Genomic DNA, 15,653 nt, shown 5'->3' with positions numbered 1-15,653 from the left:
TGATGACCACGATCTCTGCCATCGAGGCCAACAAGGCCGCCGCCCGGCGGTTCTATGACGAGGTGGTGTCCCAGGGCAAGCTCGAGGTGCTCGACGAGATCATCGCCGAGGACGGCCGTGACAGCGCGGTCCCGGCCGGGAACATCAAGGGCCGGTCCGGATTCGTCGAGCACATCACCTGGCTGCGCGAGAATGTCGAGGGCGTGACCGCCACGGTCGACGATCTGATCGCCGAGGACGATCGGGTGGTTGTGTACTGGACCATCGACGGCGTGCAGCGCGGTGAGATCTTCGGTGTGCCGGACAGCGGCGCGGGTCGCCGGTTCACCGGGGTCAGCATCAGCACCATTCGCTTCCGGGACGGGCGCATCGTCGAATACGGGGTGCTGCCGGACCGGTACGGCATTGTCGCCCAGCTCGCCCGCTGAGCTTTTCGATACAGCGAAGCCCGGCACGGATTTCCGTGCCGGGCTTCGCGTTTCAACGTGGCATTACACCTGGGCGGCCGGACTGTCCTGCACCGCGACCTCGCGTTCCAGGTTCTCGATCCACGTCCGCAGGGCGAGCGCGGTCGAGGTCGCGTCCTCCTCGAGCACCGTGAAATGGTCGCCCGGAATGTCGGTGGTGCTGTGCGGTACCGGCCAGAACGCGCGCCAATCCCGGGGCCCGTCCGTGCGGGTGCCCGGCAAGGGAGTCTCCGAGCGCAGCAGGTGAATCGGCGTGCGCACCGGGGCGGCGCGCCAGTCCAGAAACACCCTGTTGTAGGTGCCCATGGTGGTGAGCCGCTCGTCCTGCACCGCCAAATCGAACCGGTCGACGCGCGCGAGCATGCCCCCGATCATGGCCCCGGTCCACCACTCCATGCCGGGTTCCAGCGCCGCCTCGACGGGATAGCTGTCCACCAGCAGCAGCCCGCGCGGCGCACGCCCCTCCGATTCGAGTGCGGCGGTTACCGCGTGCGCGACACAGCCACCCATCGAGCGGCCCAGCACCACGAACGGACGATCCCCCACCACCTCGATGAGCGCCTCCACGCCGAGTTGCACCAGAGTGTCGACCGAATCCGGCAGCTCATCGCTGCCAGCGGTGAATCCGGGGGCGGGCACCACGTATACATCGCGCTCCCCGCGCAATTCCTGTGCCACCCGCGAGTATTCGTGCGGACCGGAGATCGCACTCACCGCGGGGAAGGCCACCACCACGGTCTCCCCCGGCCCTTCGGCGAGCCGTATGGGTGCCAGCGCATGTCGTGCGCGCTCGTCCACGCTGAAGGTCGTGCGCGCGTGCGATGCGGCAATGAGCAGTTGCGCGGCCTCGAAATGCTTTCCGGCATCATGCATCGCGCGGTGGATCGCGGACAACCCACCCCCGGGGGCGGCAGTCGCCGGAGCCGATTCCAGGTCGGCCCCGATCTGCTCGCCGACGAACTCGGCAATGGCCTGCGGAGTCGGATAGTCGAAGGTGAGCGTCGCGGGCAACCGCAGCCCGGTCACCCGACCCAAGCCATTACGCAATTCCACCGCACTGAGCGAATCCAGCCCGAGCTCGACCAGCGCCCGATCTCCCGCGATGGACTCCGGAGACGGATGAGCGAGCGCCACACCGACTTCGGTGCGCACCAAAGCGAGCAGCGCCCTCGCCCGAGCCTCACCCTCGAGCATCGCGATAGCCCGCAACGCCGAACCCGAGTCCGCATCGCGTGCCGCACTGCGCCGCCGCACCGGCACCAGCGACCGCAACACCGGCGGCAGCGCATCCGTCCGCCGAGCCAGCGCCCGCCCGTCGAACCCGGCCGCGACCACCACGGCGGGGTGGCGCACAGCCGCATCCGTCGCACCGCTCGTCAGCTCTTTGCCCGCAACACTTTCCGCAAGGTCGACCGCGGCCTCTTGGGTGGGGTTGCCTGCCGCGCTCACCGCGGGGCGGCCCGCAGCCGCGTCGAGCAGCGCCAGCGCGGTCGGGGTGGGCAGCGCGCGGAGCCCGTTCCTGGCTATGCGCGCGCGGTCGGCGGCCGAGAGTGCCGCTGTCGTACCACTCGTGCGCTCCCATAGGCCCCACGAAATGGATACCGCGGGTAGGCCGACAAAACGTCGTTGCGCGGCAATGGCATCCAGCTCGGCGTTTGCGGCAGTGTAGGCCGTCTGGCCGGGGCCGCCGAGTTGCGCCGACACCGAGGAGAAGAGCACGAATCGGGTCACGGTCGGGATCGTGCGGGTCAACTCGTCGAGGACGCGGGCGCCGCCGCTCTTGGGAGCGGCAACCGCGGCGATTCGCTCGGGGGTGATGGTTTCGAACAGTCCGTCGTCGACCAGGCCCGCCGCGTGGATGACGGTGGTCAAGGGTCGATCCCCAGGGAGGGCCGCCAACACCGCTTCCAGCGCCGAGCCGTCGGATGCGTCAACTGCTGCGAGAGTGACTGTGGCACCGCTGGATTCGAGTTCGGCGACCAGTTCCTCCGCGCCCACGGTGGCAGCGCCGCGACGGCCTGCCAGCACCACCGACCGCACGCCGTGTGTGGTGACCAGATGGCGCGCGACCTCCGCACCGAGGCCACCGAGACCACCGGTAATCAAGGTGGTGCCCGTGGTGTCCCAGCTCGAAATCTCGTCGGCGGCAAGCGGATCCCAGCGCCGCAGCCGGGGCACCGAGAGCCGCCCGCTACGAATCGCGGTCTGGGAATCCCCCTCGCCCGCCACGGTCAGGATCGCGGCCAGCGCGGCCCAGGACTCGGGTGCGTCGTCGATATCGCTGAGCAGCAATCGATCCGGATGTTCGGCTTGCACAGATCGGACCAGACCCCACACCGCGGCGGCGGCCGAGTCGGGTGCGTCGGTCTCCGACACGGAGACCGCGCCACGAGTGAGCACGACGAGCGGCACGGTGAGGTTTTCGGGATCGGCGAGCCAACGCCGCAGCACCGGAAGCAGCGAATCGATGTCGGCAGCAGCGACTACCGCGGCTCCGGCGGTGGACTCGCGTGCGACAGTGCCGATCTCGGACGACAAGCCGTCCCGGGATCGCGGACTGCCGCCGGATTCACCCCCAACGGACTGACCGGCGGTTCCACGATCGGCGAGATCGGCGCGGTGGCCGCCTGCGCGCAGGGCGTCGAGTACCGAGAGGGAGTGGGTACCGCCATCGAGCACCAGCCAGTGGCCGGGTGCTGCGGAGGCTGTGAGTTCGGTCCAGGTGACCTCGAACAGAGTGTCGCGCAATTCCGCACGGGCCGAGCGCAGTTGCGCGGTTGATACTCGGCGCGCAACGAGGCCGTCGATGCTGAGTACGGGCGCACCGGTCGGGTCGGCGGCATCGATGGAAACGGTGTCCGCGCCGGTCGAGGCAATGCGGACGCGTAGCGCCACAGCACCACCGGCGAAGATCCGGACTCCATTCCAGGCGAAGGGGAGCCGGTTTTGACCGGGTGGCACGTCGGCCAGCGCCCGTAGTGCGGGTAGGTGCACGGCGGCGTCGAGAAGTGCGGGGTGGACGGCGAAATCTTCGGCAGACGCCGCTGCCGCCTCGGGTAGTTCCACCTCGACGAAGAGCTCACCCTCGCGCTCCCAGGCGCGGCGCAGTCCCTGGAACGCGGGACCGTAGGCCAGACCGGTTTCCAACAGCGTGGGATAGATGCCCGTCACGTCGACAGGGTCGGCTCCCGGCGGCGGCCACGCGCCCAAATCCACAGTGCTCGTATCGGTTTCGGGACCGACCACGGCGGTGGCGTGTCTGGTCCAGGCGTCACCGGCACCGCCCACCGGCCGCGAGTGGATCGCGACCGAGGAGGTGCGGTCCCCATTTGCGCTGACCGACACCTGGAGGTCTACGGCATTGTCGCCCAGCACAAGTGGCGACTCCACGATCAGTTCTTCGATCGCGGGCAGCTCTACTTCCTCACCGGCACGCGCTACCAGCTCGAGTAGCGCGGTTCCGGGCACGATGACCGTGCCCAGGACCGCATGGTCGGCCAACCACGGATGAGTGCGCAAGGACAGCTGCCCGGTGAGCAGTAGACGATCGCCCTCGGCTGCCGCGATCGCTGCCGATAGCAGCGGATGGTCCAGGGCCGTCGCACCGGCGCTTGCGCCGCTCCGTGCCCTGGTGACCGGTTCGGCCCAGAAGCGCTGCTGTTGGAAAGCGTAGGTGGGCAGAGTGATACGGGCGGCGGGCGGCACGATGGCAGACCAGTCGACCCGGTGGCCGTGGGCGTGGGCGACCCCGGCGGCGCTCAGCACGGTGGCGACCTCGGGGCGGCCGCCACGCACCAGCGCCGTCACCGCCACCTGCTCCTCGGCCAAGGTCGCCGAAATCATCGGTGCGAGTACCGCATCGGCCCCGATCTCGAGGATGAGGCCGACACCCTGCGCGCGCACCGTGCGCACGGCATCGGCGAATCGCACGGTGCCGCGCAGATGCCGGACCCAGTAGTCGGGATCGGCCAGCTCCGCACGACCGAGCACCGCGCCGGTGCTGTCCGATACCAAGGTGACGCCGTCGGGCTCGGCGAAATCGAGTTCGGCTACCACACTGGCGAATTCGTCGAGCACGGGTTCCATGAGCGGTGAGTGGAAGGCGTGCGATACCGCCAACCGCTTGACCCGCCGCCCCGATCCGGTGAGCTCGGCGGCGACCGCCACGACCGCGTCTTCGGCCCCGGACACCACCGTCGCATTCGGTCCGTTGACCGCCGCGATCGACACCCGAGGCGAATTCTCCAGCGCCACAGCGACACTGTCACCGGTGTGTACGACGCTGCTCGCGCGGGCGGCGACCGTATCGATGACCGCGCGCACCTCGGCCTCGGTCGCCTCGATCGCGACCATGGCGCCACCTGCGGGCAACGCGCCCATCAATCGCGCACGGGCGGCGACCAGCCGCGCGGAATCCTCGAGCGAGAGCGCCCCGGCCGCGTGCGCGGCCACGATCCCGCCGATGGAATGCCCTGCGACAGTGCCTATCTCGATACCCCATGACACGAGCAGCCGGTACAGGGCGGTCTCGAAAGCGAAGATCACCGGCTGGGTGTAGAGAGTCGAATCGATCAGACCCGCGGTGCCCGGTGCGCCGAAGGCGACATCGCGCACCGAATGTTCCACGGCCGCACCGAGGTAACGGTCCAGCGCACCGCTCGCCGCATCGAATGCCGCCGCGAATACCGGAAAGCGTTCGTACAGCGCGGTTCCCGCACCGGCGCGCTGGCTGCCCTGACCGGCGAACACGACGCCGACTCCCCCGGTCGCGTCCGTGGCGAATGCCGCGGCGGGGCTGATACGTCCCTGCGCCACCGCGTCCAGGGCCGCGACCAGCTCGTCTCGGTCGATCGCGACGATGACCGCGCGGGTGTCATGTGAGACCCGGTCTCGAACCAAAGCCGAAGCAATCGAGGCGGGTTCGACGGTTGTGGCCGAAGCGAATTCGGCGAGCTGCGCCGCCTGAGCGCGCAGCCCGTCAACTCCATGGCCCGAGACCACGAACGGCAGCTGTCCGGCGGTCGGCGGCGCGGTTCCCGGTTCCGGTGCGGTTTCCGGTTCCGGTGCGGTCCCATCCGCGTCGTACTGCGGCTCGTCCACCGCTTGCTCGACGATCACGTGTGCGTTCGTGCCCGAGACCCCGAACGCGGAGACTCCCGCGCGCCGGGCCCGGCCGGTCTCGGGCCACTCGCGTGCCCGCGACAGCAGTTCGACGCGGCCCGATTGCCAGTCCACGAGAGTGGACGGCGTTCCCAGATGCAAGGTTTCGGGAAGGTGGGCGTGCCGGATGGCTTCCACGAGCTTGATCACGCCCGCCACACCCGCCGCCGCCTGTGCGTGGCCGATATTGGATTTCAGGGAACCCAACCACAGTGGCTCACCGGTGGTGCGTGATCCGTAGGTCGCCAGGATGGCCTGCGCCTCGATGGGGTCGCCGAGCACCGTACCGGTGCCGTGCGCTTCGACCGCGTCGACATCGCCGACACCCAGTCCGGCATCGGCGAGCGCCTCGCGGATCACGCGCTGCTGCGCGGGCCCGTTGGGCGCGGTCAGACCGTTGGACGCGCCGTCCTGGTTGATCGCGGTGCCGCGCACCACCGCCAGCACCTGGTGGCCGTTGCGGCGGGCCTCGGAAAGCCGTTCCAGCAGTACGATTCCCACGCCTTCGGACCAGCCGGTGCCGTCGGCATCATCGGAGAACGCCTTGCAACGGCCGTCCTGGGCCAGCCCGCGCTGGCGGGAGAATTCGGTGAATCCGATCGGGGTGGACATCACCGATGCACCACCCGCGACCGCGAGATCGATCTCGCCCGCCCGCAGCGCCCGCACCGCGAGATGCAGCGCCACCAGTGAGGACGAGCAGGCCGTATCGACGGTGACGGCCGGGCCCGCGAAACCGAAGGTGTAGGCGATCCGGCCCGACACCACACTGCCGAGGTTGTTGATCGCGAGGTAGCCCTCGAGATCCTCGGGCACCGGGTCCAGGCGCGAACCGTAGTCGTGGCCGGCGAGTCCGGCATATACACCGGTGCGACTGCCCTTGAACGCGTGCGGGTCCAGGCCCGCGCGTTCGAACGCCTCCCAGGTCACGCGCAGTAGCAGTCGCTGCTGCGGGTCCATCGACAGTGCCTCGCGGTGCGAGATGCCGAAGAAGTCCGGGTCGAATTCGGCTGCGCCGGTGAGGAATCCGCCTTGCCTGGCATAGGAGGTACCGGGCACGTCCGGATCCGGATCGTAGAGCGCCTCCAGGTCCCAGCCGCGATCGGCGGGGAATGCCCCGACCGCGTCGCCGCCGCCCGTCACCAATTCCCAGAGCTGCTCGGGCGAGGACACTCCGCCCGGGAGCAGGCACGCGGTGCTCACGATGGCGATCGGTTCGCGGGAGCGGGCCTCGATCTCGTCGAGGCGCTGTTGCAGCCGCTGTTCCTTGGCGATGGAACGTTTGAGATATTCACGGAGTTTGGCTTCGGTGGCCATCGTGCGTCAGTTCCTGTCTACCAGGTCGAATAGTTCGTCATCGGAGGCGGAGTCGAGGTCGAGCTCTTCCCCGGGCGCTGCCAGGCGATCGGCGAGCGCGCGCAGCCGCTCGGCGACCGCGTCGCTGTCGGCCGCGCCGCCGGTCAGTAGTTCCTCGAGCGCGCGCAAGGCGTCATCGGCATCGATCGCGCCGCGATCCGCACCGTCCGCGCTGGGCAGCGCGGACGCGATGAAGTCGGCGACCGCCGCGGGCGCGGGATGGTCGAAGATGAGCGTCGCGGGTAGCGCGAGTCCGGTCGCGGACCGCAATCGGTTGCGCAGATCCACCGCTGTCAGGGAATCCAGGCCAAGTTCACGGAACGCGCGCGTGGCCGGGACATCGGCGGCACTGCCGTGTTTGAGCACCGCGGCGGTTTCGGCGCGCACCAGTTCCAGTACCGCACCGCGCCGCTCGGTCGCATCGAGACCGGAGAACCGATCCAGCACAACGGGACTCGTGATGTCGGCGATCTCGCTCGGTGCACGGCCGGGTCGGTCGCCTCGGCGCGAGGCTGAACGGTCCGCGTCGATCCAGTACCGGCTGCGCTGGAACGCATAGGTGGGCAGGTCGATTCGATGGCCACGGTTGCGCAGCAGTGCCTCACCGTCAACGGCCAGCCCACGGCTGACCGCCGTGGCCACCGAGAGCGCGACACGCTGCGGACCGCCCTCATCGCGGCGCAGCGTGCCCACCACGACCGTGGCGGTCGTGTCCGTATCGGCGATGGTCTCCTCGAGCACCGACGACAGCACCGGGTGCGGGCCGATCTCCACGAAGGCCCGGTACCCGTGTGCCATGAGCACTCGGGTGACTTCTTCGAATCGCACTGTGCCGCGCAGGTTCTCGAACCAGTACTCCCCGGTCAGCTCGGTACCGTCGAGCCAGTCCGCCGACACGGTCGACAGCACCGGGACGGTCGCGGCTCTCGGCCGCACCGGCTCCAGTTCGGCGTTCAAGGTCGCGCGCAGGTCATCCATCTGCGCCGAGTGTGAGGCGTAGTCGACCGCCACCCGCCGATTGCGCACTCCCTCCGCGTCCAACCGGGCCAGCAGCTCCTCGATGGCATCCACCGCACCGGAGAGCACCACCGACGTGGGCGAATTCACCACGGCCACCGAAATCCGTCCGTCGAACTCTGCGACCAGTTCGGAGGCGGCTGCCGCAGGCAACGAGACCGCCGCCATCGCACCGTGCCCGGCGTGCGCCGCAATCGCCTTGCTGCGCAACGCGACCACCCGCGCGCCATCTTCGAGCGAGAGGGCTCCCGCGACCACGGCCGCGGCGATCTCGCCCTGCGAATGGCCGACCACCGCGTCCGGCCGCACACCGTGTGCGGTCCACAGCTCCGCGAGCGCGACCATGATCGCCCACAGCGCCGGTTGCACTACATCGACCCGATCGGCGTCGATGTCGGCGCGTCCGAGCAGTACCTCGAGCACCGGCCATTCGACGAACGGCGTCAGCGCTCGCGCGCATTCCTCCAACCGGTGCGCGAACACCGGTGCGGTGCGATACAACTCGGCGGCCATACCCGGCCACTGCCCGCCCTGCCCGGGAAATACGAACACCGTCCGCCCGGTCACATCGGCGGTCCCGGTGACCACATGAGCGGGCAGCGCCGACCCCGAAGCGAGCGCCTCGAGCCCGGTACGCAGCTCGTCGGCATCGCCCACGATCAATGCCCGCTCCGCGAGCGCCGCGCGCGAATCCCACAGCGTGCGTGCGATATCGACGTCGGCAAGTTCGGTCCGAGCCCGCAGATACGTCGCCAGCGCAACCGCCTGGCCACGCAACGCGGCAGCGTCGTGCCCAGACAGCGCCCACACCACCGGAGTCTCGGATTCCGCAGTCGCGGAACCGGTTCCGAGCGCGGTGGACTTTCCGATAACCCCCGGTGCGAGTGCGGTCGGCTCCTCGATGATGACGTGGGCGTTGGTGCCGCTCACGCCGAACGAGGAGATGCCCGCTCGGCGCGGCTCGGTCCGCGGCTCCCAGGGCCGGGCTTCGGTCAGCAGCCGAACTGTCCCCGCGGTCCAGTCCACATGCGAGGTGGGCTCGTCGATGTGCAGGGTTTGCGGCAGTCGTCGATTGCGGAGTGCCAGAATCATTTTGATGATTCCCGCGCCACCGGCGGCGGCCTGGGTGTGGCCGATGTTCGATTTCAGCGAGCCCAGCCACAGTGGCTTATCCGGATCGTGCTCGGCGCCGTAGGTCGCGATGATCGCCTCGGCTTCGATCGGGTCGCCGAGCCTGGTACCGGTTCCGTGCGCCTCCACCACGTCGACCTCGCTCGCACGCAGGCCGGCGTTGGCCAGCGCCTGCCGGATCACGCGCTGCTGGGCCGGGCCGTTGGGCGCGGTGAGGCCACTGGACGCACCGTCCTGGTTGACCGCCGACCCGCGCACCACAGCCAGCACCGGATGACCGGATCGCTGTGCGTCGGACAATCTTTCAAGCACGAGCATGCTGACGCCCTCGGCCCAGCCGGTGCCGTCGGCCGCGGCCGCGAACGCCTTGCAGCGTCCATCGGTGGCCAGTGCGCGCTGGCGCGAGAACTCCACGAAGGTGGCCGGGCTGGCCATGATCGCCACCCCGCCCGCCAGCGCCAGATCGCTCTCCCCCGAACGCAGCGACTGCGCCGCCAGATGCAGGGCCACCAGCGAGGAGGAGCACGCGGTATCGACGCTGAGCGCGGGCCCCTCGAAACCGAAGGTGTAGGCGATGCGGCCGCTGGCGACGCTGCCCGCGCTGCCATTGACCAGGTAGCCCTCCAGATCGGCGGGGGCGTCCTGAATATGCGGGGCGTAATCGTGGTACATGGTGCCCGCGAATACCCCGGTCCGGCTGCCGCGCAAGGAAGTCGGGTCGATACCGGCGCGTTCGAGTGCCTCCCAACTGGTTTCGAGCAGCAGCCGCTGCTGCGGGTCGGTGGCCAGGGCCTCGCGCGGCGAGATCCCGAACAGGCTCGCGTCGAAATCGGCCGCGCCCACCAGGAATCCGCCGTGCCTGGTGTAGGAGGTGCCCGGGTGCTCGGGATCGGCGTCGTAAAGCGATTCCAGATCCCAGCCTCGGTCGGCCGGGAACTCGGCGATGGCGTCCCCGCCGGTGTCGAGCAGCCGCCACAGCGCGTCCGGTGTCTCGATGCCGCCGGGCAGGCGCAGAGCCATGCCCACGATCACAATGGGATCCGCCTCGGCGGTGTCCGCCGTCCGGGCGGCGGCGGGGCCGGTATCGGTCGCCCCGGACAGCCGCGTGTACAGCAGATCGGCAATGGCCTGCGGGGTCGGGTGATCGAAGGTCAGCGTGGCGGGCAGGCGCAATCCGGTGGCGGCCGCGAGCCGGTTGCGCAACTCCACCGCGGTGAGTGAGTCGAGTCCCAACTCGGTCAGGGCACGATCGCCGCGGATGCCGACGGGGTCCGGGTGGTCGAGTGCCACCGCGGCCTCACGGCGCACCACGTCCAGCAGTAGCGCCCGCTGCTCGTCGGCGGACCGTCCACTCACGGCGGAAGCCAGTCCCGAATCCGGTTCGCGCACGCTCGATTCCGCCCGGCGGCGCTGCGTGCGCACCAGACCGCGCAGCAGTGGCGGGACGTCGCTGCCGGGTCGGTCGAACGCCGACAGGTCCAGGGGCGCGGGAACGAGCAGCGGGCTGTCGCGGTGGAATACGGCGGCGTCGAACAGATCCAGTCCATGCTCGGCCGAGAGCGCACGCACGCCCTGGCGGGCCAGTCGAGCCCGATCGGCGTCCGTGAGATGCGCTGTCACGCCGCTGGTTTCCGCCCACAGCCCCCAAGCCAGCGAAACGGCGGGCAAGCCATCCGCGTGTCGGCGGGCGGCGAGCGCGTCCAACCCGGTGTTGGCGGCCGCATAGGCGCCCTGCCCGGCCGTGCCCAGCAAACCGGCTATCGACGAATACAGCACGAACGCGGCCAGCCCGAGCTCCCGGGTCAGCTCGTCGAGCAGTTGTGCCGCAACCAGTTTCGGCGCGAGCACCGCGTCGAACCGCTCATCGGAGACGGTATCGAGCACACCGTCGTCGACGATTCCCGCCGCATGCACCACGGCGGTGAGCGGATGCTCCGGGGTCACCGCCGCCAGCACTCGGGCGACGGTGTCACGGTCGGTCAGATCCGCCGACACCACCAGCACCCGCGCCCCCAGCCCCCGCAACTCGGCCGCCAGCTCCGAGGCCCCGGGCGCACCGGCTCCCCGGCGGCTGGCCAGTATCAGATGCCGAACACCGTGGCGTCGCACCAGATGCCGGGCCAGCAGCGCGCCGAGACCGCCCGTGCCACCGGTAATCAGCACGGTGCCCTCGTGATTCCACTCTCGGAGCCCAGCGGCGACATGCGTACGCACCGAACCGGATTCGGCGGCGATGCCCTGCTGCGGTACGTGGGGTTCTGTCGCGACGCCCGCACGAAACGGCCGCGGTTCAATGGCGTCGCGCGCACTCGCCGACTGGGATTCGGGCGGGCGCACGGGCTGGGGCTCGGCGACGGTGTTCGCGTATATCAACCGGGGAACGTAGGCGCGGCCCGCACGCACCACCAGTTGCGGTTCGTCCCGGGTCGCGGTCAGCACCCGGGGCAGGACGTGCTGGGACGCGGCGTCGTCGTCGATGTCGACCACCGTGATCGTTCCCGCACGTTCGGTGGCCGCCACGCGCGCCAGCCCCCAGATCGGGGCGGCGCTGGAGTCCGGGCGGTCACCGGGGAGGGCGGCGATGGCGTTGTGGGTGAGCAGGATTCGCTCGTCCACGTCCTGATCGCGCAGTACGGCCAGGGCCGCGTGCGCGGGGTTGTGCAGACCCCGGGAATCCCACACCCGCTGCGCGTCGATCGATATCGCTTCCGGCAGTGCATATTCCACCCACACCGGCTCGTAGAGCCCTTCGCGCGCCGGACCGCTCCCGGCCTGGCCCGCGCGCAGGACCAAGTTGTCGACCGAGAGCACGGGGGCACCTGCCGGATCGGTGGCGACCAAATCGCTCAGGCCGTCGGCGGTTACCGTGAAGCTCACCCGCAGTGCGGTAGCTCCGGCCGAGTGCGCTCGGAAACCGCTCCACACGAAGGGGATTCGCGGTGTCTCGACATCCGGCGTGGTGATCGCGACCGGGTGCAGTGCGGCGTCGAACAGTGCGGGGTGCACGACGTAGCCTGCTGGGTCCGCGAGGCCGGACTCCGGCAATGCCACCTCGGCGTAGCGGGTGTGCCCGCGCTGCCAGATCGCGCGCACGCCTCGGAAGCTGGGGCCGTAGTCCAAGCCCGCAGCCAGCAGCCGCTGATAGGCATCGGTGAGGTCGACCGGTTCGGCGCCTGCGGGCGGCCATGAGTCAGGCACCGCCGCAACAAAACTCGTCCGCGAGCTATCGAGCCTGCCGACAGCGTGCCGGGTCCACGGTGCGTTCGAATCAGTGGGTGGACGGGAGTGGATCTCGACAACGTGATGCTCGTCGACCCGCTGGGCGCTCACCTGGACCTCGACGGCGGACTCGGGGTTCAATACCAGCGGCGTCTCGATCACGAGTTCGTCGACCGCGTCGGCACCCACCGCGTCCGCGACATGCACCGCCAGTTCGGCCAGCGCGGTCCCCGGAACGTAGATCCGCCCGGAGACGACATGCTCGGCCAGCCATGGCTGATCCGCGCCCGATAGCCGTCCGGTGGCGATGACCCCGTCACCCGAGGCGAGCCGGACGGTGGTGGCGAGCAGTGGATGCGCGCCCCGGCCCGGTTCGGTAACGGCGGTCGTGGTGGCCCAGAAGCGCTCGTACCGGAAAGCGTAGGTCGGCAACGCTATTCGCCGCTGCGGCGGGACGATGGCGGTCCAGTCGACCCGGCGGCCGTTGGCGTGCACGGTGGCCGCCGCCGACAGCACCGTGGCGATCTCGTCGCGCCCGGTGCGGACCGCGGCGACCGCGACCCAGGGATCGGGGTCATCGGCCAGTGTCGCGGACACCATCGGAGTGAGCACCGCGTCCGCGCCGAGTTCGACGATGATTCCGACGCCTTCTGCCCGCAGCGCGGTCACCGCGTCCGCGAAGCGCACGGTGCCACGCAGATGCCGCACCCAGTAGGCAGGATCGGACAGTTCAGCTGCCGTAATGGGCGCACCGGTGACATCGGAGACGAGAGTGCAGACCAGGGGTTCGGTGACGGTCAGCTGCGCCACCACATCCGCGAAGTCCGCGAGCACGGGATCCATTGCCGCGGAATGGAAGGCGTGCGAGACCACCAGCCGCTTGACCCGGCTGCCGGATCCGGACAGGCGCGCCGCGAGCTCGAGCGCCGCCTGCTCGGTACCGGAGATCACCACCGCGCGGGGGCCGTTCACGGCGGCGATCGATACCGTCTCGCTCGCACCGGCCTGCTCGATCACCGCGCGGATCTCGGCCTCGGTGGCTTCGACCGCGACCATCGCACCACCTCGAGGCAGCGCGCCCATCAATCGGCCGCGCGCGGCGACCAAGCGGGTGGCATCGGTCAGCGACAGCGCGCCCGCCACATGCGCGGCCACCACACCACCGATGGAATGTCCTGCGACCGTGGAGATCTCGATGCCCCAGGATTCGAGTAGGCGGAACAGCGCCACCTCGACGGCGAAGATCACCGGCTGGGTGTAGGTGGTGTCGTCGATCAGCCCCTCGGTACCCGGTGCGCCGAAGGCCACATCCTTGATCGAGAACCGCACCGCGGCAGCGAGTTGCGCGTCCAGCAGGGCCACTGTCGCATCGAAGGATTCCCGGAAGGCGGGAAACCGTTGGTAGAGCAGCCGTCCCATGCCCGCTCGCTGGCTGCCTTGACCACCGAACACCACGCCCACCGCGCCGGTGACACCCCCGCCGACCGTAACGCCGGCCCCCGCAGTCCCGTTCGCCAGCGCCGACAAACCCGCGATCAGACGGTCGCGATCGGATGCCGCGACTACGGCCCGAGTCCCGAAGGTGACGCGATCACGGATCAGCGCAGACGCGACAGGGCTCAGCTCCGCGGCGTCGTCATCGGCGAGGTGACGTGCCAGCGCCTCCGCTTGCGCATGTAGGGCAGCCTCGGAGGTTGCCGAGATCAGGAAGGGCAGCACGGGCCCCGGTGACTCCGATCGCCGCGCTGTGTTGTCGGAGAGCAGTGCATCCAACGGCTCGGGTTGCGGTGCCGCGAGATCGGCCGGCCGGCCGTCCGCCGGTAGCGACGATGCGGTATCGGTAGGACGAGCGTCCGGCGCCTCGGCGGAGGTCCTGGAATCGATGGCCTGTTCCAGAATCACGTGCGCGTTGGTACCGGAGACTCCGAACGCCGAGATGCCCGCCCGCAGCGGCCTGCCCGCGGAGTGCCAGGGTCGCGACCGCGTCACCAGTTCGACCTGACCTGCGGTCCAATCCACCAGGGTGGAGGGCTTTTCCGCGTGCAGGGTCGCGGGCAGCGAACCGTGGCGCAGCGCCAGCACCATCTTGATGACCCCGGCCACGCCCGCGGCGGCCTGGGTGTGGCCGATATTGGATTTCACCGCACCGAGCAGCAGCGGTTCGGCGCGGTGACGGCCGTAGGTCGCCAGCAGCGCCTGCGCCTCGATCGGGTCGCCGAGTTCGGTTCCGGTTCCGTGCGCTTCGACCGCGTCCACCTCGGCCGCACTCACTCCGGCATCGGCGAGCGCTTCTCGGATCACCTGCTGCTGGGCGGGTCCATTGGGGGCGGTCAGCCCGTTGGACGCGCCGTCCTGATTGACCGCGCTGCCCCGGATCACCGCGAGCACCTCATGGCCGAGCCGCCGGGCGTCCGAAAGACGTTCCACCAGTAGCACTCCCGCGCCCTCACCCCAGCCGGTGCCGTCCGCGCCATCGGCGAACGCCTTGCAGCGTCCGTCCACCGATAGTCCGCGCTGGCGAGAGAACTCGATGAAGATCGCGGGGGTCGACATGATCGTCGCACCGCCCGCGACGGCGAAATCGACCTCACCCGCCCGCAGCGCCCGCACCGCCAGGTGCAGTGCCACCAGTGATGACGAGCAGGCCGTGTCGACGGTGAGCGCGGGGCCCTCGAATCCCAGGGTGTAGGCGATGCGCCCGGACAGGACGCTGGCCGCGGTACCGGTGACCAGGTAGCCCTCCACGCCGGTGGGCACCTTGCCGCTGCCGGTCACGTAATCCTGGCCGTTGGTGCCCACATAGACGCCGGTGCGACTGCCGCGCAACGAACGCGGATCGATGCCCGCGCGTTCGAACGCCTCCCAGGTGGTGTGCAGCAGCAGTCGCTGCTGCGGATCCATCGCCAACGCCTCGCGCCGGGAGATGCCGAAGAATTCGGGATCGAAATCGGCTGCGCCGTCGAGGAATCCACCGTGCCGGGTGTAGGCCGTGCCGGGATGATCGGGATCGGCGTGATAGAGGTTCTGCAGATCCCACCCGCGATCGTCCGGGAATTCGGATAGCGCGTCCCGGCCCTCGCTGAGCAGATCCCAGAATCGTTCCGGGGTATCGGCTCCGCCCGGGAAGCGGCAGCCGAGCGCCACGATCGCGATCGGCTCCTGCTGTGCGGCGGTGACCTCCTGCAATTGCTGGCGGGTCTTGTAGAGTTCCTCGCTCACCCGGCGCAGCAGGTGCCGGATCTTGTCGTCGCCGGTGGCGTCGTCAATTGCGTTCACAGCGGTGCCTTTCACTTTTCGCGGGCG

General features: G+C 69.8%; 2 protein-coding genes and 1 pseudogene. 1 reads left to right on the top strand and 2 read right to left on the bottom strand.

The features are described from left to right. Nucleotides 1–2 precede the first annotated feature (2 nt). The gene (locus ACFVUS_RS28960; protein ID WP_387773246.1) at nucleotides 3–428 is read left to right on the top strand and encodes an ester cyclase; all 426 of its coding nucleotides are present in this window, start codon (nucleotides 3–5) and stop codon (nucleotides 426–428) included. Nucleotides 429–491: 63 nt separating this feature from the next. On the opposite strand, the gene ACFVUS_RS28955 is transcribed toward ACFVUS_RS28960, so the two are convergent. Beyond that, nucleotides 492–6,944 (bottom strand): type I polyketide synthase, encoded by a 6,453-nt coding sequence (locus ACFVUS_RS28955; RefSeq protein ID WP_387773243.1) that lies wholly within the window; start codon nucleotides 6,942–6,944, stop codon nucleotides 492–494. A gap of 248 nt (nucleotides 6,945–7,192) precedes the next feature. Further along, nucleotides 7,193–15,626 (bottom strand): annotated as a pseudogene (locus tag ACFVUS_RS28950) (type I polyketide synthase); the annotation flags it as partial. Nucleotides 15,627–15,653: the final 27 nt, after the last annotated feature.

This window comes from Nocardia sp. NPDC058058 (assembly GCF_042885355.1).
Taxonomy (GTDB): Bacteria; Actinomycetota; Actinomycetes; order Mycobacteriales; family Mycobacteriaceae; genus Nocardia.
Note: the sequence above shows the minus strand (reverse complement) of the source record. Positions and strands in the feature narration are given on the sequence as shown.

Bases quoted from the DNA above. Each gene is read 5' to 3' on its own strand.
- ACFVUS_RS28960 (WP_387773246.1), top strand. From the start codon at position 3: ATGACCACGATCTCTGCCATCGAGGCCAACAAGGCCGCCGCCCGGCGG.
- ACFVUS_RS28955 (WP_387773243.1), bottom strand. From the start codon at position 6,944: ATGGCCACCGAAGCCAAACTCCGTGAATATCTCAAACGTTCCATCGCC.